An 18,160-nucleotide genomic window follows, 5' to 3' on the forward strand; every position below is an offset into this window, starting at 1 on the left:
ATGACGTTTAATTTTGCTGCTGCCATTGCCCAGCGCCCCTCGGATACCGAACTCCCGTTCGCCCTGGGGCGCTTTTCATACCGTGACAACCCCGAGCAGCGCGGGGCCGTGATTCCCGACCCGGCCTGGGCCAGCACGCACCTGGTCGAGGTCGACCTGACGCAGTTTGCTGGGTTCCCGCCGACCGGGGGCAAGCCGGCGAAGCATCTGTGGATGCACAAGCAAGTCGCGCCGGTCTTCATCGCCACCATGCAAGAAGCGGTGCGGCGCGGCCTGCTGAGTAAGTTGCGCGAGTACAACGGCTGCTACGTGCCCAGGCACATGGGCTGGACACCGGGCCGCCCGCTCTCAGTGCATTCGTGGGGCGCGGCGATTGATTTCGACGCCAACACCAATGGATATGGTGTGCCGCTGGCCCGGATGCAGATTGACCAGGGCCTCGTGCGCTGCATGGAGGAGTGCGGCTGGACGTGGGGCGGACGCTGGACTGGGCCATACGCCGACGGGATGCACTTCCAGTGGTCTGACCCGCTGCCCGGTACCGCCGTTCAGCCCTGGCAAGACGCGATGGCCCGCACCGCCGTGCCCCTCAAGCCAGTGCCGGTGCAGCCGCTGCGCCGTCAGGTGAAGCTGAGCGGCAAGGTCGTGACTGGGCGGTTCGTGGTGCAGAGCAAAACATTCGCCACGACCATCGCGGTGCAGGCAGATGGGAGTGTCTGGATGCGTCCGGCCACCCTCGCCGAGCAGCAAGGCACTGTCGCGCCCGGTTCGCCCGTGACCGGCAACAGCGGACGGGTGACGCTACAAGATCAGGCCGGAGACTGGACGCCCTTCGCCGGACGCGCCGTTTACCGGGGGCTGCTGCTGAATCTCGACGCCCAGACCGCTGATCTGAGCATCACGCCGGCATGACGTCCAAGCAGCGCCTGAGCCTCAGAGACGCCGCCGTGCCGGGTACGACGGGCGGCGTCTACACCCTGATTCCAGCGGCGATCGGCTTCCTGAGCGTGATTGGGGTGTTCATTTACTCCGCCGTTGCTCAGCGGGCCATGCCCAGCGGTACCGACGCGATTCTGACCGCCTGCGTGACCATGCTCGGCGTCCATACCGTGCGCGGCACGCTGGCTGACAAAGCCAACGCCGACAACGGGCTGCCCGTGCCACTTGCTGAGCCGCCGCCCGTCGATCCGCTGCCCGATCAGATCCCCCCGCCCGAACCCTGAGCGGGGGTTTCGTTTGCTCGAAGACACCTCGCCTTCCCGTATCTCAGGAGACTCCATGAATAACACTGCACTGCTCACCGCTTCACTCGGCATGTTCGGCTCTCAGTTCGACCTCAAGGCGCTGGAGGCCAAACTCCGGCTCTACGCGCTGCAAGGCGTCGCCTACGCCCGCCTGCAAGCCATTCAGGTGGCGCAGAGCAACCTCGGCAAGCTGATTGGCCCGGATCAGGAGAAGATCGCCGTCGCCAAGGGCATGGACCTTTACCGGACGTTTGAGGCCAACATTCCCATGCTCAACGCCACGCTACTGGACGACATGATCGTCGAGCAACTCATGACCAAAGCGGTGCATGAAGCGTTCGCGCTGGTGCAAGGCACGCTGGACAACTGGACTCAGCAGGCCACCACGCCGCCCATGCCTGCCCCTGAGCCGGTGCCCAGCGTCCCTGACACCAACTTCCCAGCGCCTGTGGTGGATGACAGCACCCTGCCCGCAGGCGGCTTGCAATGAGGCGCTTGCTACTCGCGTTGGGCTGCGCGTTGGGGCTGGCCAGCTGCGCTCCGACGATCACCCCGACCGCACCTCCCGCTCCGGTGATCGACTCCGGCGGCGCGGATCTGCGGCTTGACATGCAAAGCGGCGCTCAGGTGATCAGCTTCAAGGCGGGCGCTCAGGCCGCGCTGGCCACCACGCTGACGCTGACCGGCAACGGCCTGGCCGTCAACGACAAGAGCTGTACGGCGCAGGGGCAGCAGATCGTCTGCACGCTCCCGACCATCTCAGCCACTAAAACCTACGTGCTGCCCAGCCGAGGTGTCAGCAAGGTCACGGCGAGTTACAGCCGCGCCGACGGCAAGACGTACACGCTCACCGCACCGTAAGCACCCTTCACCTGTCGGCCCGCCCGTGACATTCGGCGGGCCGATGTCGTTTCAAGGAGCACCATGAAAAAGAACTTGCTGCTGCTGAGCTTGATTGGGCTGGTCTCCCTCGCCTCCTGTTCGACCATGCCCGCCCCTTCGCCTTTTAGTAATCCCGCACCGCCACGGCCGGGTGACTCCTGGGTGACGCCCGCAACCCCATCGAGGCCTCCGCCAGTGGTGATCGGTGGCATCGTGGGCACTCCGCCGCCCTCTGCCACTGTTGATGGCCCGGAGCAGAGCTGGCTCGAAGTCACGGCTTTGACTGCGCCTCGTCCGGAGACGGGTGGGCCCTGCACGGCGGCGGCCACCGAGCGGCCCGATCACCGAATCGCCATCGATCCGGTTGCCTGTTCGGGCACGAGCATGGCGGTAATCACCGTCACCGAAGCGTCTGGGCGGGTCTCGCACCAGTTCGTCGGACCGCAGCGTCTTGTGATTACCCAGAGGGGGCAGGGCCAGCCGGTAGCGGAGCCGACGTTCACCCTCTCGGTGGAGGGTCAGCAGATCTGGCCGAAGTAACCACCAAAAGCGCCCCCGCTCGGCTCAGGCCGGTGCGGGGGCGCTTTTTTGTTGCTGAGATCTCCACTGCCCAGCCGCTCTACACTCCTCTTCATGCAACCCCACGAGTTTGCCCAACGCTGGCGTGAGCGTGCCCCCACCGTTTCTGAACGCGCAGGCTACCAGGACCACTGGCGAGACCTCTGCCAACTCGCCCAACACCCCACCCCAAGCGAGGCCGGACTCGGTCAGGACTACACCTTCGAGCGACACGTCAAGAAAGTCGGCACCAAAGACAGTGGTTTCGCCGACGTCTTCAAAGCTGGGTTCTTCATCGCCGAATACAAGGGGCTGGGTGCGAATCTCGGCAAGGCCTTGCAGCAGGCGACCCTCTACGCCCGCGAGCTGGGCAACCCGCCGCTGATCATCACCTCGGACATGAGCGTCATTGAGGTCAACACCAACTTCACTGGCACCAGCCCCAAGACCTACCGCGTCACCCTGGACGACATCGAGCGCGACGCCAAAGTCAGCGGCTCCGATCTGACAGCCATGCAGGTGCTGCGGGCGGCCCTACACGACCCGGCGGCGCTCGATCCTCGCCTGGCCCGCGAGCGCATCACCCAGGACGCCACTCGCCGCATCGGCCAGGTTGCTCAGTCGCTGCTGAGCCGGGACCACGAGCGCACTCAGGTGGCCCACTTCCTGATGCGGGTGGTGTTCGCCATGTTCGCTGAGGATGTCGGCCTCTTGGAGCGCGGGCTGCTCACCAAGGTGTTACTGAGAGCTAAGCAATATCCCGAGCGCTCGCAAGGCTACTTTCAAGAACTGTTCACAGCCATGCAGCACGGTGGCGAGTTCTGGGGCAGCGACGTGCGGCACTTCAACGGCGGCCTGTTCGACGACGGCTTCGCTCTCCCCGTGACTGCGCCGGACGCCGACGCGCTGGTGGCCGCCGCCAAACTGGACTGGGCGGAAGTAGAACCGGCCATTTTCGGCACGCTCTTTGAGGACAGCCTGGACGCCAAGACGCGCAGCCAGCGCGGGGCGCACTACACCTCGGTGCCGGACATTGAGCGGGTCGTCGATCCGGTATTGATGCTTGACCTCAACCGGGAGTGGGAAGGCGTTAAGGCGGAGACTGCCAAATTGGCGGCAATGCGGAGTGGGCAACGCCATGCTGTCACTCAACTCCAGGCTTTCCAGGGGCGGTTGGGCGCGGTGCATGTGCTTGATCCGGCTTGTGGGTCAGGGAATTTCCTGTATGTGGCGCTCAAGAAGCTGCTGGACCTGGAGCACGAGGTGCGGCTGACGGCCTTCGAATACGGAGCGGGGGATTTTGATCTGCCGCCGCTGGTGCATCCGAGGCAGACGCTGGGCATCGAGGTCGAACCGTTCGCGCATGAACTGGCGAGTATCACGCTGTGGATCGGCTACTTCCAGTGGAAGCGGGCGCACGGAGGGGACTGGCCAACCCCAGTGCTGGAGCGGCTGACGAACATTCAACACCACGATGCGCTGCTCAACGAAGACGGCAGCGAGTTTGCGTGGCCAGCAGCGGAATACATCGTTGGGAACCCGCCGTTCTTGGGTGACAAGATGATGAATCAACGCCTAGGCAGCGAGTACACCGCCACACTGCGCCAGACTTATGGTGACCGCCTACCTGGGCAGAGCGACTTGGTTTGCTACTGGCCCGAGAAGGCGCGAGCCGCCATCGAGGCCGGAACGACGAGGCGGGCAGGCTTCGTCGCCACCAACAGCATCCGAGGCGGCAAGAATCGCACAGTGCTGGAGCGCATCAAGACGACGGGCGACATCTTCATGGCCTGGCCAGACGAACCTTGGCTGCAAGACGGCGCGGCGGTGCGGGTGAGCTTGTTCGGATTTGATCGAGGTCAGGAGCAAGAACACCTGCTCAATGGACAACGGGTGCCAAGCATCAACGCTGATCTCAGTGCCCGGGCTGACGTCAATCAGGCCAAGCCCCTGGCAGAGAACGCGAACATCAGTTTTATCGGTACTCAGAAAGGCGGAGCTTTTGACATCCCTGGGGAGCTGGCAAAGCAGTGGTTGAATCTTCCGAATCCGGATGGAGTCAGGAATGCGGATGTCCTCAAACCTTGGGTTAACGGTATGGATTTGATTCGCAGGCCCAGCGGCAAATGGGTTATTGATTTCGCGCAGATGGATCAGATTGAAGCGGCTCAGTATTTATTACCGTTCGAGTACGTTGAGAAGCACATCAAAGCCGGACGTCTAAATCTACGCCGATCAAATCATGTGACCTACTGGTGGCGACATCAAGAGTCGCGGCCAGGCATGCGCCAAAAGCTTGCTGGTTTACCACGATTCATTGGTATCCCGAGAGTAGCCAAACATCTGCTTCCAGTCTGGATTACAGCAGGGACACTTCCGGACAGCCAAGTCGTGGTCATTGCACGTGAAGACGAGTTCGCATTCGGGGTACTCAATTCAAGTCTCCACAAAGTCTGGGGACGTGCACAGGGGACTTATATGGGTGTTGGTAATGATCTTCGCTACACCCCATCAACCTGCTTCGAGACGTTCCCCTTCCCTCAGCCTTCCGATGCTCAACGGGCTGAGATCGAGAAGTGGGCGAAGTATGTAGTGCAGGTACGCGAGCATCTCTTAGCGCAAGACCCGAAGGCGACGCTGACTGGGCTTTACAACGCCGTCGCGGACCTACGCCAGCAGCCCGATGCTACTCATGCAGCTTCCGCTCTGGTCAACGCCCACGAACGGCTCGACCAGGCGGTGGCCGCTGCTTACGGCTGGGACTGGCCGCTCTCCGAAGACGAAGTGCTCTCGCGGTTGCTGGCACTAAATCTTGAGCGGGCCGCCGGGCAAACACCCTGAAGTAAATCAAGACCAAAGCCCCCGCCCTGGCTGATGCTGGGAGCGTGGCCTTTTTTGTGGCGAAGTGGTGAGCGCTCATTTTTCAGCAGTCTACAAAACTCCAGAGATGTTAGATACTTTTGTATGTTACCTAACTTTCAACAAACTCTTTCTCAATCGGTCTTCTCGTACGTACATTCAGCAGGATATCTTCTGCTTGCCGTCGCGCTTATCGTATTAGGTTGCATCATGCTCTACAAAGCAGGATCGGATCAAGAACCTAAACGATTTCCCCCAATTGTCTGGGGGATATGGGCACTTCTTCCTTTTATTCTGTCAGTCATCGTTTTTGTTCAGAATGGAGTCGAGTTCTGGAAGGGAGTTACAGGCTTAGGAGTGATGACGCTGATTGTACTGAGGGTCATTCAGGGTGTGTTATCGCCTTCTTTGCCTCGTCGCAGAGCCTAAATCACACAAGCTCCCCTGCACCCGCTTCGGCGGTCGTGCAGGGGCTTTTTTCGTTTGTCCACTCAGCGACTAAAGTTCCCTCTTATTGATATGCAGCTTTTGCCCTTGCCTAGCACCCGCCAAAATGTACGCCTTCACCTCGTCGTGAATGGAAAGCAATTCTTCGAGCGCCTTGATCTCTCGCTCACCTTCGGAGGAGAGGAGAGCTATTTCCGTGCCAGCTACCAATCGCAGCACTTGGCTCCGCGAAAGATTGAGCCACTCATCGCTCAAAGTCCAACAGTCAAACCACCGCGTCTGACTCATTCGGCACTCGCTGTTTGGGATACGTCCGCCTCGACGTGGTACGCCTCTTCCTCACCCTCGGCAATCCACAGGTCGTCCGGGCTGCGTTCCCAGACCAGCATCTGTCTGGCATGCATGGCGCACCCGGTGCGGGCCTGGCTGGCGGTGTCGAACCAGCCGAGATCGTCCAAGATCTCGCTGGTGATGGTGTCGATGAGTTGGGCGCGGGGCATGAATCAAAGATAGAGGTTGGGCGTGGTAAATTTCAGTTCATGCCGACCGACGAAGTGCCTACCGCTTGGGCTGTTCAGCCGCCGCCGCGTGAGACGTTGAGCGTCCGCGTGCAGCCTGTGTTCCGTTCGGAGCTGGAAGCGTTCGTTGCTGAGTTGCAGAGCCAAGGCTGGCGCGGGCTGCAAAAGCATCACGTGATCGAACACCTGCTGCGGGGACTGATGACCGAGGAAGGTAAGGCCCAGCTCGTCGCGGAACTCAGAGAAGCCAGACCGGAATGAAAAGATCTCCTCCTCTTTGAAATTAAAAAGAGGAGGAGATTCGTTGAGCGGCTCGCTGAAGCGAAGAGCGTGGGCCATTCTCGACTTGCGAGGGGCACCTGGCAGGTCATGCCGGTGATCCCACGCTTGAGGGACTGAGAGCAGGTTACCCAGCAGCCCAGCGCGGCGCATCCAGCGAGTGGCTTAGGCCATCAGCGCGGGCCGCCCTACGCTACAGAAATCTAAACTGCGTGCAAAAAATACGCCGTTGTATCAATCTTTGGTTTATCCTGACCTATGCCCCGACCGACCTTGGACATTAGCAACTCCGGATTTGACCGTGATTGAAGCCATGCTGAGTTCAACGGTCTTAAACATGGGGGAGGAAAGAGCCGCCATGGATCAGCTCCTGAGGGAATTCGGCATTTTTAGTGTTGTCGGCGCAGCACCTGCCTTCGCCGGAGTAGGGTCAGCCAGTTCTATTGCTGGTACCCGGGAAATAGCCAAGCGAGCAGGCCTGTACATTTTGCTGCTAGGTGATCGGTATGGATTTGTTGCTCCTGGTACACAATTATCGGCCACTGAGCGCGAGTTCGACGCGGCAGTAGAAACCGATCCAACCAAAGTGCTGGTTTATCTCAAAACGGGTATCGACCCTGATCCAGAGCAAGTCCAATTCATCGCTCGAGTTCGCGATTACCAAAAGGGCTATTGGACAGTGGATTATCAGAATTCCACCGAACTTGCTCGGCACGCGCGTGATGACATAAATAGGTGGTTGGAGCAGCGCATCCTCTTAAAAGATAATCATGATATATATGATCAATTTTTGTTCTACGCACTTAGCATAAAGCCCACATCTGATACGGAAATGGATTACAAAAAGACTAAAGAATCTGTTTTACTCAACTATAGGATTTTTGATACAGAGTACATCTTAGATTTTAAACGTAGGCAGATAGCGACAGATTTCTGGGGCTGCGTCAGTCAACTGATCGCTTCATTCGAGGCTTGGAAACGGAGTGGGTATGTCTCTTCATAAATTGGAAGGCACTTATTACGAGGCATACAAGAATCAAGTGCGCGATGCTCAAGCTCCCACTAGCAGCTTACCTCCAGTCTTAGCCCAGTTGGGCCGCCAGGTAGCTGCTGCCATTATGGCAGATGCCCTTACTACTGCCACAAATGTTTCTCTTACAACACCCCAGGGGAAAACGGTCACAGGACCAATACCCAAGCTTCCCCAGACACTTGTCATCACTACTAAAGAGGAGCGCTCTCACTTGGGCGTGCCCATCCAGCAGGAGCTTGGTGCTCTTTACACTGGTTACCTATCCTTCGGAAATATCCGTGGGAATGCAGTACTCACTGCCAAGCCTGTCGAAGCGGCTTGGCCTGTAATAGAGGAACAGCTCAAATTGCTTGTCATCGCCAAATCTGTGTTGGCATCGGGCTGTACTGCCCTGGCACTCGCTCAGAATGCGATCGCCCGCTTTCAGCCTGCGCAGGTGATAATCGCGTCAATCTTTTACTCTGATGAAGGCATCTCCCAGATGCAGTCGGCTCTTCCAAACGTGAGAATCTATGTTTTAGGTGAGGCAGATTATCTGACCAAGGACGGCATGCTGGAACCCGGTGTTGGGCTACTGGAAGAACGCCTTCCTGGCGATGTCGCACCCCTGTTTGACGAGGTACCTGCACTTGTGGCTGCGCACTCTGCCCCAGACAAACTTATGCAGGAAGCCTTACGACACATCGACGAGCTGGAAAAGCAAGGGCTCAGTAAACCGACATCTCTTGAGGCATACGGACTAGCTGTGCACTATGTCAACCAGTTCGTTGCCGCTCAATCTACCGGCCTAGGTTCACCGTTTGACCTGGTATCCAGCCTGAGTTTGGGAGAAGCCGAAGCCACTCTACAGGCCATCCGTCATCCTTCTGGTCGAAGGAATTCCCCTTGATAGAGCAACTCAAACTTGATTTCTCTTCTAGAGAAGTCAGCAGCAGGGTGAATCCGCTTGCACTGTTCGCGAAGCTAAATGGGGCAACGTCACCAGAAAGAGCCATGAAGGACCTGTGCCGTCGGGCCCGTCTGTACTGCCACATGCACGAGCCGCCCTTTGGCCTGATGAACGTCACCAGGATGCTTAAAGTAGAGGTTGAGCGCAGTAAGCATCTTCCAGCCAAGATTCGTGGCCGTCTAGAACGGCGCGCAACCGGATACGTGATCGTCGTCAATGAGTATTTATCATGGCGGCGATTGAGGAGCACGGTAGCTCATGAGCTGGGGCATGTTCTTCTGTACCGCTCTTTAAGTCGCCATCCTGAAGCAATCAGCGCCTTGCGGGAACCGGAACAATGGGCACATGTGGAAGCCTTATGCGATTTGGCCGCCGCTGAGCTACTGATGCCTCTGGACGATCTTTGGGGATTTGCTTTCCCCGACATATTGAGTGTCTACAACTCGGAACTTCATATGAGTCTCTACGATCGGTATTTGGTTTCGTACACAGCTCTTTTCAAGCGGCATCTGGACTTGGGGGTAGACTTAGTTTTACTCTGGCGCGCCATTCCCAGCACCATGCTGACTTGGCGAATCTCGTCTGCCTACCACAAGGGGAACTATTTCATCCCCCCAGGAATGAGTGCCACGAAACACCTGTTTCCCAATATCTTGGACGGCATAAATCTCGATGAGAGTGGGTGGCGGATCACTGCACCTGAGATGCAATTCACCTTCCAAGGACGCGTTTTGGAAGGTGAATGTGCAATCGTGGACTCTACGCCACGACGGGCTCAGCCTCTTTTTGAGGGTTTCCGGGTAGCTGATGAACCCAATCTTTCCCTCGGAGCCGTCATGCTGATGAGGTTTAAATCATAATTTTTCTTTTATGGAGAATGCCTCAGCACCCTCTGGGCAGATGTGTTCAAACGCAAAGGTGCGAGTAGCCTGACGTTCCAAATCAAGTGCTTCAAATAGCCACTGGTGCTCTTGGTGGTAGGGAAGCTTAGTGCCAAAAAATACACGCTCTACTACGACGTGCCGAACCTCAAGCTCTCCCTTATGGTTCAGGTAGACGAATCTCATTTCGGTGCCAATCAAGCGGTTGAGCATCTTGAGGCAGGTAGCGGCATCTAGCGAAATATCGAGCATGGCGCAACTCCTTGTGGGCAAGTCTCGCATCTATAGCCTCTCCACAGACAAGCCATTTCAACCTAAAATATGGTAACTGTACTCTGTGTCCGTGATACACAGACTGTCCATCACGCGATGCTATGAGTGGTAGCCAATAGCGAAACCATGAGAGTGTTCTAGCGTCTAAACTTCACGACTTGAGCCGCTCGCGCAGATCCGCCATGCGCCGCGCCAGCTCGTCGGGCGGCAGCAGATCCGCTTCCGGCTCGCGCGGCGCTTGCAGTTCGACTTCTGCGAACTGGCGGGCCTGCTTACCGAGCTGGCCATCCGCAGCAACGCTCCGCACCAGGTAGCTGTGCCCGAAGCCGCCTTCGTGCGAGATCGCTTCGATGCGGCCACGTCGCTCGCGGGCGCTGCGGCCCTCGATCCAAGTCACCAGCTCGCCCAGCTTGAACTTCGCCTTCCGGTTCTGAGCAGGCTGGGGGGTGGGCGTGGGCACGCTCGCCACCGGGTAGCGCTCCCCAGCAGACTTCAAGCGGCGCTCGGCGAGCGGTCTGGCTGGGCCCGGCTCTCCGTTGTCATTGACCGAGGCCACCATGTACCAGTGGACTTCCTCGCCCGTCGCCTCCCGCATCTCCCGCGATTCCCTCACCACGCCCCGGCACTCGCGGCCAGTGAAGGCCTCACGCCATGTGACGAGGTCACCGGGCTGGAAGAGTGGAACGGTCACAGCAAGCCCCGCACATGAAAATCCAGAGCGATCACGGCAACCGTCAGTGAGGCAATGCAGACGGCGGGCCAGGGGTGGCGATCAATCGGCACAGTGCTCAGGATCAAGGCCAAGACGATCAGCGTGAACCAGATCACGTCTGCCGCCCTGACCGCTCCCGGTACCGCTCGGCGTGGGTGTTTGTTGTCCCTTCGCAGCGCTCCAGCCAGCGCGGCGGCGTGCCGGGCCGGAAGATTGCGCCGCAGCTCGCGCAGACGAACAGAGAGACGCTGACGCGGTCCCACTCGTCACGGTGCTGCTGGCCACGCCAATCATGGGTACGGGTTGCTGAATCAATCATCGTCATCCTCGCCATCGATGCAGGCTGGGCAGTCGGGGTTGGCGCAGACGTAGTGCGCGTGCGGATCGTCGAGCGGCGGGTAGGTGTCGTAAAGCGGGTACTCGTGGTGCTCGATGACCATTCGCTCGCCGCACAGCAGGCAAAACTCTGAAAAGGTGGTCATGACTCGGCCTCCAGCGCCTCAAACAGAACAGTCAAGGCACAATCTGGCTCGTGAATCCCTGGACCGCCGGGTATCGTCTCTCCCGAGCACAAGCGGCACATCCACTCATCAGGCCGGGCAGGATCGGGCACCATGAACTGATCGGCAACCTGGGTGAAAGCCTGAGCCACTTCTTGAGTCATGAGAGAACCTGCCTTCTGGCTTCCCCTCGGTCCCGCGTCCGTTTGAGTTCATGCTTTCTGGACGACAGAGCTTCAAGCGCCTGCTTGCCGGATTCCGTGACGGCGGGCTGCTGCTGCTGAGTGGACCAGGCGACATGGCCGAGTTCAATGAGACGCTGCATGGTTTTCTCGTCTCTCATTACGCCCGGAACCGTTCCTTGCCGGGCAAGAGAGGCCAGCAATCGGGCGGGTTTCCCGGAGGCCACAAGCCCAAATCCGCCAGTGGTACGACTCATAATCTGGCCTCGACCAGTGCGGCCAAAGATTTAACCTGCTCACTCTCTCCGCGCAGCGCCACGTCAAGCTGATCGGCACAGTTCAGGAGGGTGATGGTTGCGTCTATCTCCCGTGTCGCCCGCCCGGCAGACCGCCACTCTTCGGGAAGAGGCTGCACACGCGCCAGCTGCTCAAGCAAGAACGCGATGTCCTTTTTGGCGTTCAGCAGGAAGGTAAATGCCGCTTCATCATCCACCGAGGCATAGTGGCTGTCGCAATACAGATCAGCGACGTCTCCACCCGCCGCCACGTGGGCCGCATGGTCAGGATGGCGGTTGTCGTCTGTGCAGCGCCAGATCTCACTGAGCGTGCTGTCCCCGACGCCCAGCTTGTAACCGTAAAACTTCTGACCCGTGGTGTTGTCACTGATCTCGATGTGATCAACAGCCTTGAGGCGGGTTTTGATTTCCTCAACAGTCCGTTCGGTCATGCCAGTTGCTCCCGGCCCAGCAGCGCCACACGCTCGCCAAGGGCCTGCTTCCAGCGTTCCCGTTCTCCCATCCGGTCGGAGGTCTCGACCCACAGCCGCCCTTCGACTACCTCACCAGCGGCCCACTGCGCCAGAGCTTTGGCCTGACCGTCCGAGAGACCGTGGAACTGATGCACGACATTGAACGGCTGCATCCACTTCCAAGTCGAAGCGTCGTGGGCCGCTGGATTGAACTGCGGATCGAGTGCCCCGATCATCAGCTCATGGGTCGCCTCTGGGTAGAGGAGGATCGCAGGCCTCATCCCCAGCTCTTCGCGCAGATGCACCACGCTGATCATGTAGCGGGGCCAGAACGGATGCGCGAGCGGCAGGTCCAGGAACCAAGAGGTCAGGCAGGTCGAAGGGGCGAACTCTGGCACGCCAGTTTCTGTGGCCGAGCCGATAGGGCCGGTGAGTTTCAAATGATGGGGCATGTTGGTCACCAGAGTCCCGGCTGAACCCAGTCGGCAGGCACGTGAGGGCGGAAAGGGACGGTCGGCACTTCGGGCGCGGCTACTTCGGCTTCAATCCGCTCGAACGCATCGACGTCGAGGCAGCTCTCCAGTCCTGGGGAACGGACGTGCAGGGCCACTGGATCATCACCGACAGCTTCGCGTGGATCAACCTCGAACACGTCGGTCTGGTAATGCCGGGTGCAGGGATGGTTGTGTTCGTGCATGGCGATGGCCTCACCGTCATGGTTGATTGCCACGTCCGGGCTGCGGCCTAGAGCCAGTTCGATGCCGAGACTGACCCCGCCGCCACCGGCGAACAAATCGACGATCTTCTTCCCGGCGATGTCAGCGCTGCCCAGGAGATAGGAGAACAAGGGCGGGCGGGGAGCGGGACGTTTGGGACTGCTCATACGTCCCTTCTGAGGGGGCGCGGCAGGGACTGCTGCTCAATGGGCACGGGGGCCAGTTTTAGCAGCATAGTCCACAACTCCAGCAAGTCCTTAGGCTGAATTGAACTGTATATTAGAGTACAATAAATGCGAGCACCGAAAGTATGCATGCTGCCTACACGGCGCTCTCGGGGGGAGTATGAGAGAAGCTATTACTACATGGTGGCGAGCGCTTGGAGGCCGCAAAGTGCTGACTGGGGTTGCTGAGGTTTCCGCACCGGCGACTCCAATCGTTCCCCTTGAAGACCCGGTGGTCAGCGATGAGCGTACACGTATTGAGGACCTGCGAACTGTGGCGAAATGGCAGCTTGCGGCTCTCGGAGCGGTGGCCACTCTGGCATTCACCGGAGTGGCGCTCAATAAGCTTCCCAACGCAGGCATGGCCACAGAGGGCGGATTCTGGATGCTGGTGATCGCGGCAGTGGGTGCTCTGGTGACACTGATCTCGATCACTTCGATGATCACGTACGTGGGCTGGGTGCTGGCTCCGCAATATCAGTCGCTTGACGACCAATTGAGGCTGGACGAGTTGTCCAAAAAGACGAGGCCTTCGATCGCCGAACAATGGGAACTGAAAGAGCGACTCAGAGAAGCTAATAATCGGCAAAGCAAACTTAAAATCTCGAGCAGATGGTACAACCAGGCTGTCTGGTACCTGCCAGATGTCAGTATCAGGGACTTGAGCGACTTCGAGGAGAGTAAAAACAAACTGTACGATGAATACGCGCGGCTGAAGAAAAGCCAGGAGTCGCCAGAAAACTCTAAAAAAATAGAAGCGATTGAGGACCGGTTTGCAGCGTATTACGAGCCGGTCTCGCTGCGACTGCACTGGCGTAATAAACGTGAGAACGTGGCGACACGGGCGCGCAGGGCGCTCTCCATGCTCGGTAAGTTGAGCGGGGGCACTGCTGCTGGGGTGGTGCTCTATCTCGGGGCAACCGCATACCACCTGCCCGACTTGCCGTCCGCGCTGCGCACCTTCAACCTGCCAGCCTACGGGGTCTGGCGGCCGCTCAGCATGGTGAAGCCCGAGGTAACCCTGGCGACACTCAAGGCAGATCTGGGCGACAGTTGTCCAGGGACAATGGATACAACCAAGGACAAAGGGATGCAGGTGATGGTGCTCGAAGAGATACCCGCCGAGCAGACCTACCAGGTGCTGGTGACCAACCTGGGCTGTCGTCCGTTTCGGTACACCGTGGCGAAGGACAGCGTGGCCGCCCGCGACGAGTTCGCGCTGCTCCCGCATCAATCCCCTCGTCCGTGAATTAGGTAAATGGGCTTGCCGTGTGGGGCGCGCTGAGTGCCTTAATCCGGTCGAGGATATGTGCAAGTGGTACGGCGTCGGCAGGTTCGTTTCGGCGCGGCAGTGCTCGTAGTTCGGCATTTGGCAGATGGCGTCCACCACAATGTGCTCACCGGTCATGACCTCAACTCCCGCGCCGCCCGCTCCAGCACCGTGGCCACTCTGGGCAAGCTCGGCACGACGAAGGCCCGCTGCGCTCCCCAGCGGAACAGCGCCACCGCGATCAGCAGCAGCGCCAGCCCAAGGAGGCTTCCGTTTGCCAGTCCGTTCATGCCGATGAAGGCCAGCAGTGCGCCGAGGCCCATGCGCCAGCTGCCGCGTTTGGATTCGTTCATAGAGTCTCCTGAATGCCGCTTGCGCGGTCGGTGGTGCGGTAATGGCGGGCGAAGGGTGGGTAGGCAATGTCGTGAACCAGAACGCGCCAGGCCGCTTTGGCTTCCCTGAGCTGCTGCTGCGGCGCACGCTCCCGCACCAGGGCGAGGTAATGGGCAGCGGCCTTGTCGGCAGCGAGACTGGCCGGGCTGATGGCGTGACGGTCGGGGAGAATCACGCGGCGCTCTTTTTGGCGGGCCACTTGCCACCAGCGACCACGCCATCGAGGAGGCCGATGAGGTACTGGGCGCGGCCACTTTTCTCGGCGAGGCGCGGGTCAACGCTGGCGGGGTAGCCCAGCTCGCGGTTGATTTCAAACAACTCCGCGAGCGCGGCGGTCTGGGTGGTGGGAATGGTGCTGTCCATCAGCCGCCCACCCGCTCCAACCGGCGCTGGAGCTGACGCACGCGACGGCAGAGCTTCAGGTGGTGACGGGTGCCCAGACGGGCGGTGGCACGGCGGGCAAGGACACGCCGGAGTTCGTGAGTGAGGGGCTCACGGGCGGAGATAAGGGTCACGGGCTACTCCAGGTGGAAAGGGAGGCGTCAGTTTGCTTGTCTATCCTGAAGAAGTGAAACTTTTCGTGAGGATCCTGGCGCTGGTGAGGGGCTTCAACGCGCACCATCCACTCCCGGGGGCCATAACCGAGTCGTTGGAGCGGTTGCACCTCGCACAAGTTCGTTTGAAGTGCGATGCTGCGGTCGATGAGTTCAGCGCTCTGTATCTCCGGTACGCCACCGGGGAACTGACGCCAACGCAGTACTGGCAAACGAAGAAAGCGCTGCTCGATCAAGAGCGTGCGGCTACCCGCCAGACCGTGCACGGCTGACTTGAAATCGGGAAAACAGTCGCTGACGCCGCTCATGCTTTACACCCGCAAACCTGCCCACCTTCGACCCAGCTTTGGCAGTCAGCGCACCAACCGCCTTCCGGTGCGTAGCCCAGCACGCGCTTCTCGCCACTTTCCCGGTTGTACTTTTCGATGAGGGTCTTGATTTCGTCGAGCAGCAGCACGCCGCGCAGGCCCGTTTTCAGGCCGCTGAGCCGCGTGGGCAGCACCAGCACGCCGGGGCCAGGGCGGAAGCGGGGAGCGGAGCCGGTCACGATGCCGCCTCATGCACTGCCGGAACATCGGCGCACAGCAGGCACAACAGCGCGTTCACTGGGCTGTCCGCTACCCGAATGGTGAGGTTGTCTGGGTCGCCTGCGCCTTCCAGGTGCGCCACCCATTGCCCATCGTCAGGGTCGCGGAACAAGCACACCACGGCGGTAGGGTCAGCGGTCAAGACGTCGCGGACGGTGGGTAAGCCGCTCATCAGGCTTCACGTTGCAAGAACTCTTCGATGGTCATCGTCACGCATTCATCGGGCCGGGCGGCGGCTACGGCTTGGGTCAGGTGCAGGATGAGGTTCTGCGCGTCAACCAGCGAGAGGTGCGATACCGGGCCAGCGGTGATCATGGTGATGTGGGGGTTGATGCTGGCCCCGACTGGCCCTTCAATGGTGGCGAAGGGCCTGCTGGCATCGAACTCGGCGCACAGCGTGGCCGCGTAGCTCTCGGCGTCAATGTTCCCTTCCCCCACGTGTGCCGCCGCCAAAGCCTGCGCCTCAGCGATCCGGCCTTGCCGCACCAAGTAACTGTGCTGCCCCTGGAAGTGGCTCACACTCCACTTGCTCACGTCGCTGGCGCACTCGGCACCCACCCGCACCGGCACCAGCACGGTAGGGAAGCAGGGGTTGGTGAAGGGGAGGGCAGTCACTTCTCCACCTTCTCCAGCACCATGCGGGGCTGAGGCGGCGTGACGGTACGGGCATCTAGCGCGGCTTCGCTGAGCTTGCCAGCGTCGGCAAGGGCGTTCAAAACTTTGCTGTCAGCTCTGGGCGTATAGCTGATCGCCAACGCCTTGATGCCTTCAGGGAGATGCTTGTCCAAATGCGCGGCGTCCCAGCTGGTGCTGGTGCGGCCTTTGTTGAGGCGCACACGGTAGCCGTAGCGCTCCTCAGTCTCCTGACCGGTCAGGGTGGCGTCGGCGATCAGAACGGCTTCGTGCTGCTGGCGCTCCTGGGCGTACTCGGAGATTTGCTTTTGCAGCTCCTCGATCCGGCTGTTTGCCACCGCGATCTTGAGAAGGCACTCACTCTGCTCTTGGTAGGTCAGTGGGGTGGGCGTTTCGATGTCGCTCACAGCGCCCACCCGCCCATCTGCGCCAGCACCGGCAGTCTCAGATTCGCGGGCCCTGCTTTGGCGGCGCGTTCGGTGGTTAGCTCGATCACAGCAGCTTCCAGGCTGCTCCAGCCCGCACGACCGCGAGCGCCCAGCATGTTCGTGTGGCCGGTGGAGGTGACGATCAGGGTGCAGCTCCACGTGCCGACGCTCAAACCGTAGGTCATCGTGCGGGAGAGGCCGGAAAGGGGGGTCAGTTGAGCGGTCAGGGGGACGTGTATCATGCTGGTGTTCTCCTTGAGCGCCTTCCACTTGCCTTTCGCGGGGTTTGAGTGGCGGGCGTTCTGCCTTTGGGAGTTTCACTCCCTTTTGCTTGTTAAATATTAGTGTGATGACAAAAAATTATCAAGTCCAGACAAAGCAAAACCCTCGGCTGATCGTCGAGGGTTAAGAGAGAAGAGTTATTACATCGAGCGGAGCGGTGGTTTGCGGTTATGCGCTCTGCGTCCGAGTGCCATCTGGCCGACATATACGCCCTGGATCGTGCCTGGGTTTTCTTCGGACAGGATGATTGGCAAGTGCCGCTTATTGTATGAAGTAAGCATTAAATAGCCGTCAATCGGCGCAAACACCTTGAGGACGCCCACGCCCTCATTTTCAATCCAGCAGGCGACAATATCGCCGGGTAAAGGCTCAATAGCTGTGTTGAGAATGATCGTGCTTCCCGGCCATATTGTTTCTTGCACATCCTCAGAAACCATACTATCGCCCGTTACTTTCAAGATTAACAAATCGTCGTTATCGTAACGCTCAACTTCTGGAAAGTCCGGTATGGATTCATATTGAGAAGATTCAGCGGCGTACGCAAGAGGATTAACCCCAGCTCCAATAATTCCGCCGTAGCGAATAGAGCGCATCTTTGGAACCTGTGGGTCGTAATCTGCCGGTCTGTTGTTGCCATTCTCAAACTGCCGCTTCAAATATGGTAGGTAGGATTCGTAAACAGGCAGCAGAACACTAATAAATTCTGTCCAAGTAAGGCCAAAAGCTTTATTTAAGCGCGACATATTACCTACGCTGATTGAGGTAAGGCTGTGCGAGCCGCGCTCAATGCTTCCCAGCATAGGAACGCTGATTCCGGCGGCATCGGCACCAGCCTGGGTGGAGATGGACGCAGCTTTTCGTGCGGCCCGCAACGCTAAGCCCACACGCTCACGCTCCTGAAGGGGCGGGGCAGTTTCAGCGGCCACGTACGCCCCTGCCCAGAGGACTGAAGGTCGCCCAGTAATCGCGGAAGAGCTTAACGATGTCATGCATAGAATCATAGTGACA

30 protein-coding genes are annotated in these 18,160 nt (G+C 59.4%); 12 read left to right on the forward strand and 18 right to left on the reverse strand.

The window, feature by feature from the left end; genetic code table 11:
* The 6 genes from EHF33_RS20390 (at window position 1) to EHF33_RS20415 (ending at window position 5,525) form a co-directional block, all read left to right on the forward strand.
* Window positions 1-912, forward strand: a complete 912-nt coding sequence (locus EHF33_RS20390) for a M15 family metallopeptidase (protein ID WP_124875717.1) — start codon at window positions 1-3, stop codon at window positions 910-912.
* A complete protein-coding gene (locus EHF33_RS20395; protein ID WP_124875719.1) occupies window positions 909-1,223 on the forward strand; it encodes a hypothetical protein in 315 nt (104 codons plus the stop codon). The genes EHF33_RS20390 and EHF33_RS20395 overlap by 4 nt, the downstream gene beginning before the upstream one ends.
* Before the next feature lie 55 nt (window positions 1,224-1,278).
* Complete coding sequence (locus EHF33_RS20400; protein ID WP_124875721.1) at window positions 1,279-1,734, forward strand: hypothetical protein; 456 nt, start codon at window positions 1,279-1,281, stop codon at window positions 1,732-1,734.
* A 5-nt stretch (window positions 1,735-1,739) separates the two neighbouring features.
* Window positions 1,740-2,105, forward strand: a complete 366-nt coding sequence (locus tag EHF33_RS20405) for a hypothetical protein (protein WP_124875723.1) — start codon at window positions 1,740-1,742, stop codon at window positions 2,103-2,105.
* Window positions 2,106-2,288: 183 nt separating this feature from the next.
* A complete protein-coding gene (locus EHF33_RS20410) occupies window positions 2,289-2,666 on the forward strand; it encodes a hypothetical protein (protein ID WP_124875725.1) in 378 nt (125 codons plus the stop codon).
* A 93-nt stretch (window positions 2,667-2,759) separates the two neighbouring features.
* A complete protein-coding gene (locus EHF33_RS20415) occupies window positions 2,760-5,525 on the forward strand; it encodes a class I SAM-dependent DNA methyltransferase (RefSeq protein ID WP_164473656.1) in 2,766 nt (921 codons plus the stop codon).
* A 749-nt stretch (window positions 5,526-6,274) separates the two neighbouring features.
* On the opposite strand, the gene EHF33_RS20420 is transcribed toward EHF33_RS20415, so the two are convergent.
* On the reverse strand, window positions 6,275-6,490 hold the full coding sequence (locus EHF33_RS20420; protein WP_124875727.1) for a hypothetical protein: 216 nt from the start codon (window positions 6,488-6,490) through the stop codon (window positions 6,275-6,277).
* Window positions 6,491-6,529: 39 nt separating this feature from the next.
* Between EHF33_RS20420 and EHF33_RS20425 the strand changes: the two genes are divergently transcribed.
* From EHF33_RS20425 to EHF33_RS20440, 4 genes are all read left to right on the forward strand, one after another.
* The gene (locus EHF33_RS20425) at window positions 6,530-6,769 is read left to right on the forward strand and encodes a hypothetical protein (protein ID WP_124875729.1); all 240 of its coding nucleotides are present in this window, start codon (window positions 6,530-6,532) and stop codon (window positions 6,767-6,769) included.
* A gap of 319 nt (window positions 6,770-7,088) precedes the next feature.
* Complete coding sequence (locus EHF33_RS20430) at window positions 7,089-7,790, forward strand: DUF4062 domain-containing protein (RefSeq protein ID WP_241191488.1); 702 nt, start codon at window positions 7,089-7,091, stop codon at window positions 7,788-7,790.
* Window positions 7,777-8,709, forward strand: coding sequence for a uracil phosphoribosyltransferase (locus EHF33_RS20435; protein WP_124875733.1), 933 nt, complete (start codon window positions 7,777-7,779; stop codon window positions 8,707-8,709). Before EHF33_RS20430 ends, EHF33_RS20435 begins: the two co-directional genes overlap by 14 nt.
* Window positions 8,706-9,629, forward strand: a complete 924-nt coding sequence (locus EHF33_RS20440; RefSeq protein WP_124875735.1) for an ImmA/IrrE family metallo-endopeptidase — start codon at window positions 8,706-8,708, stop codon at window positions 9,627-9,629. Before EHF33_RS20435 ends, EHF33_RS20440 begins: the two co-directional genes overlap by 4 nt.
* Here EHF33_RS20440 and EHF33_RS20445 read toward each other — a convergent pair.
* From EHF33_RS20445 to EHF33_RS20470, 7 genes are all read right to left on the reverse strand, one after another.
* Window positions 9,624-9,902 (reverse strand): hypothetical protein, encoded by a 279-nt coding sequence (locus EHF33_RS20445; RefSeq protein WP_124875737.1) that lies wholly within the window; start codon window positions 9,900-9,902, stop codon window positions 9,624-9,626. The two genes, EHF33_RS20440 and EHF33_RS20445, sit on opposite strands and share 6 nt — an antisense overlap.
* 172 nt (window positions 9,903-10,074) lie before the next feature.
* On the reverse strand, window positions 10,075-10,614 hold the full coding sequence (locus EHF33_RS20450; protein WP_124875739.1) for a hypothetical protein: 540 nt from the start codon (window positions 10,612-10,614) through the stop codon (window positions 10,075-10,077).
* Window positions 10,611-10,898 carry a hypothetical protein gene (locus EHF33_RS20455; RefSeq protein ID WP_124875741.1) on the reverse strand — a complete coding sequence of 96 codons (288 nt, stop codon included), beginning with the start codon at window positions 10,896-10,898 and terminating at the stop codon, window positions 10,611-10,613. The genes EHF33_RS20450 and EHF33_RS20455 overlap by 4 nt, the downstream gene beginning before the upstream one ends.
* 48 nt (window positions 10,899-10,946) lie before the next feature.
* The gene (locus tag EHF33_RS21275) at window positions 10,947-11,117 is read right to left on the reverse strand and encodes a hypothetical protein (protein ID WP_164473657.1); all 171 of its coding nucleotides are present in this window, start codon (window positions 11,115-11,117) and stop codon (window positions 10,947-10,949) included.
* 453 nt (window positions 11,118-11,570) lie between these two features.
* Complete coding sequence (locus EHF33_RS20460) at window positions 11,571-12,044, reverse strand: hypothetical protein (protein WP_124875743.1); 474 nt, start codon at window positions 12,042-12,044, stop codon at window positions 11,571-11,573.
* Complete coding sequence (locus tag EHF33_RS20465) at window positions 12,041-12,517, reverse strand: hypothetical protein (protein WP_124875745.1); 477 nt, start codon at window positions 12,515-12,517, stop codon at window positions 12,041-12,043. Before EHF33_RS20465 ends, EHF33_RS20460 begins: the two co-directional genes overlap by 4 nt.
* A 5-nt stretch (window positions 12,518-12,522) precedes the next feature.
* The gene (locus tag EHF33_RS20470) at window positions 12,523-12,948 is read right to left on the reverse strand and encodes a DNA cytosine methyltransferase (RefSeq protein WP_420889988.1); all 426 of its coding nucleotides are present in this window, start codon (window positions 12,946-12,948) and stop codon (window positions 12,523-12,525) included.
* A gap of 226 nt (window positions 12,949-13,174) precedes the next feature.
* On the opposite strand from EHF33_RS20470, the gene EHF33_RS20475 reads away from it, so the two are divergent.
* A complete protein-coding gene (locus EHF33_RS20475) occupies window positions 13,175-14,254 on the forward strand; it encodes a hypothetical protein (protein ID WP_124875747.1) in 1,080 nt (359 codons plus the stop codon).
* A 155-nt stretch (window positions 14,255-14,409) separates the two neighbouring features.
* Here the strand turns inward: EHF33_RS20475 and EHF33_RS20480 are convergent, their stop codons facing one another.
* Genes EHF33_RS20480 through EHF33_RS21280 form a run of 4 tightly spaced genes read right to left on the reverse strand, consistent with a single transcriptional unit; the run spans window position 14,410 to window position 15,183 of the window.
* A complete protein-coding gene (locus EHF33_RS20480; protein WP_124875749.1) occupies window positions 14,410-14,628 on the reverse strand; it encodes a hypothetical protein in 219 nt (72 codons plus the stop codon).
* Window positions 14,625-14,867 carry a hypothetical protein gene (locus EHF33_RS20485; RefSeq protein WP_164473658.1) on the reverse strand — a complete coding sequence of 81 codons (243 nt, stop codon included), beginning with the start codon at window positions 14,865-14,867 and terminating at the stop codon, window positions 14,625-14,627. Before EHF33_RS20485 ends, EHF33_RS20480 begins: the two co-directional genes overlap by 4 nt.
* Entirely contained in the window at window positions 14,840-15,031 is a 192-nt protein-coding gene (locus EHF33_RS20490; RefSeq protein WP_124875753.1) for a hypothetical protein, read from the reverse strand. Before EHF33_RS20490 ends, EHF33_RS20485 begins: the two co-directional genes overlap by 28 nt.
* Window positions 15,031-15,183, reverse strand: a complete 153-nt coding sequence (locus EHF33_RS21280) for a hypothetical protein (RefSeq protein ID WP_164473659.1) — start codon at window positions 15,181-15,183, stop codon at window positions 15,031-15,033. Before EHF33_RS21280 ends, EHF33_RS20490 begins: the two co-directional genes overlap by 1 nt.
* A gap of 53 nt (window positions 15,184-15,236) precedes the next feature.
* Between EHF33_RS21280 and EHF33_RS20495 the strand changes: the two genes are divergently transcribed.
* Window positions 15,237-15,494, forward strand: a complete 258-nt coding sequence (locus EHF33_RS20495; protein WP_124875755.1) for a hypothetical protein — start codon at window positions 15,237-15,239, stop codon at window positions 15,492-15,494.
* A 32-nt stretch (window positions 15,495-15,526) separates the two neighbouring features.
* On the opposite strand, the gene EHF33_RS20500 is transcribed toward EHF33_RS20495, so the two are convergent.
* The 6 genes from EHF33_RS20500 to EHF33_RS20525 all read right to left on the reverse strand — a co-directional run bounded on the left by EHF33_RS20500 (window position 15,527) and on the right by EHF33_RS20525 (window position 18,078).
* Window positions 15,527-15,769: a hypothetical protein gene (locus tag EHF33_RS20500; RefSeq protein ID WP_124875757.1), complete on the reverse strand. Its 243-nt coding sequence runs from the start codon at window positions 15,767-15,769 to the stop codon at window positions 15,527-15,529.
* Window positions 15,766-15,981: a hypothetical protein gene (locus tag EHF33_RS20505; RefSeq protein ID WP_124875759.1), complete on the reverse strand. Its 216-nt coding sequence runs from the start codon at window positions 15,979-15,981 to the stop codon at window positions 15,766-15,768. Before EHF33_RS20505 ends, EHF33_RS20500 begins: the two co-directional genes overlap by 4 nt.
* Complete coding sequence (locus EHF33_RS20510; RefSeq protein WP_124875761.1) at window positions 15,981-16,424, reverse strand: hypothetical protein; 444 nt, start codon at window positions 16,422-16,424, stop codon at window positions 15,981-15,983. Before EHF33_RS20510 ends, EHF33_RS20505 begins: the two co-directional genes overlap by 1 nt.
* Window positions 16,421-16,849, reverse strand: coding sequence for a hypothetical protein (locus EHF33_RS20515; RefSeq protein ID WP_124875763.1), 429 nt, complete (start codon window positions 16,847-16,849; stop codon window positions 16,421-16,423). Before EHF33_RS20515 ends, EHF33_RS20510 begins: the two co-directional genes overlap by 4 nt.
* Window positions 16,846-17,112: a hypothetical protein gene (locus EHF33_RS20520; protein ID WP_124875765.1), complete on the reverse strand. Its 267-nt coding sequence runs from the start codon at window positions 17,110-17,112 to the stop codon at window positions 16,846-16,848. Before EHF33_RS20520 ends, EHF33_RS20515 begins: the two co-directional genes overlap by 4 nt.
* A gap of 180 nt (window positions 17,113-17,292) precedes the next feature.
* Window positions 17,293-18,078 carry a LexA family transcriptional regulator gene (locus tag EHF33_RS20525; protein ID WP_241191487.1) on the reverse strand — a complete coding sequence of 262 codons (786 nt, stop codon included), beginning with the start codon at window positions 18,076-18,078 and terminating at the stop codon, window positions 17,293-17,295.
* Window positions 18,079-18,160: the final 82 nt, after the last annotated feature.

It is taken from the genome of Deinococcus psychrotolerans, from assembly GCF_003860465.1.
GTDB classification, from domain to species: Bacteria; Deinococcota; Deinococci; order Deinococcales; family Deinococcaceae; genus Deinococcus; species Deinococcus psychrotolerans.

Bases quoted from the DNA above. Each gene is read 5' to 3' on its own strand.
- EHF33_RS20415 (WP_164473656.1), top strand. From the start codon at position 2,760: ATGCAACCCCACGAGTTTGCCCAACGCTGGCGTGAGCGTGCCCCCACC.
- EHF33_RS20395 (WP_124875719.1), top strand. From the start codon at position 909: ATGACGTCCAAGCAGCGCCTGAGCCTCAGAGACGCCGCCGTGCCGGGT.
- EHF33_RS20460 (WP_124875743.1), bottom strand. From the start codon at position 12,044: ATGACCGAACGGACTGTTGAGGAAATCAAAACCCGCCTCAAGGCTGTT.
- EHF33_RS20400 (WP_124875721.1), top strand. From the start codon at position 1,279: ATGAATAACACTGCACTGCTCACCGCTTCACTCGGCATGTTCGGCTCT.
- EHF33_RS20505 (WP_124875759.1), bottom strand. From the start codon at position 15,981: ATGAGCGGCTTACCCACCGTCCGCGACGTCTTGACCGCTGACCCTACC.
- EHF33_RS20520 (WP_124875765.1), bottom strand. From the start codon at position 17,112: ATGATACACGTCCCCCTGACCGCTCAACTGACCCCCCTTTCCGGCCTC.
- EHF33_RS20420 (WP_124875727.1), bottom strand. From the start codon at position 6,490: ATGCCCCGCGCCCAACTCATCGACACCATCACCAGCGAGATCTTGGAC.
- EHF33_RS20445 (WP_124875737.1), bottom strand. From the start codon at position 9,902: ATGCTCGATATTTCGCTAGATGCCGCTACCTGCCTCAAGATGCTCAAC.
- EHF33_RS20465 (WP_124875745.1), bottom strand. From the start codon at position 12,517: ATGCCCCATCATTTGAAACTCACCGGCCCTATCGGCTCGGCCACAGAA.
- EHF33_RS20390 (WP_124875717.1), top strand. From the start codon at position 1: ATGACGTTTAATTTTGCTGCTGCCATTGCCCAGCGCCCCTCGGATACC.
- EHF33_RS20425 (WP_124875729.1), top strand. From the start codon at position 6,530: ATGCCGACCGACGAAGTGCCTACCGCTTGGGCTGTTCAGCCGCCGCCG.
- EHF33_RS20480 (WP_124875749.1), bottom strand. From the start codon at position 14,628: ATGAACGAATCCAAACGCGGCAGCTGGCGCATGGGCCTCGGCGCACTG.
- EHF33_RS20470 (WP_420889988.1), bottom strand. From the start codon at position 12,948: ATGAGCAGTCCCAAACGTCCCGCTCCCCGCCCGCCCTTGTTCTCCTAT.
- EHF33_RS20490 (WP_124875753.1), bottom strand. From the start codon at position 15,031: ATGGACAGCACCATTCCCACCACCCAGACCGCCGCGCTCGCGGAGTTG.
- EHF33_RS21275 (WP_164473657.1), bottom strand. From the start codon at position 11,117: ATGACCACCTTTTCAGAGTTTTGCCTGCTGTGCGGCGAGCGAATGGTC.
- EHF33_RS20435 (WP_124875733.1), top strand. From the start codon at position 7,777: ATGTCTCTTCATAAATTGGAAGGCACTTATTACGAGGCATACAAGAAT.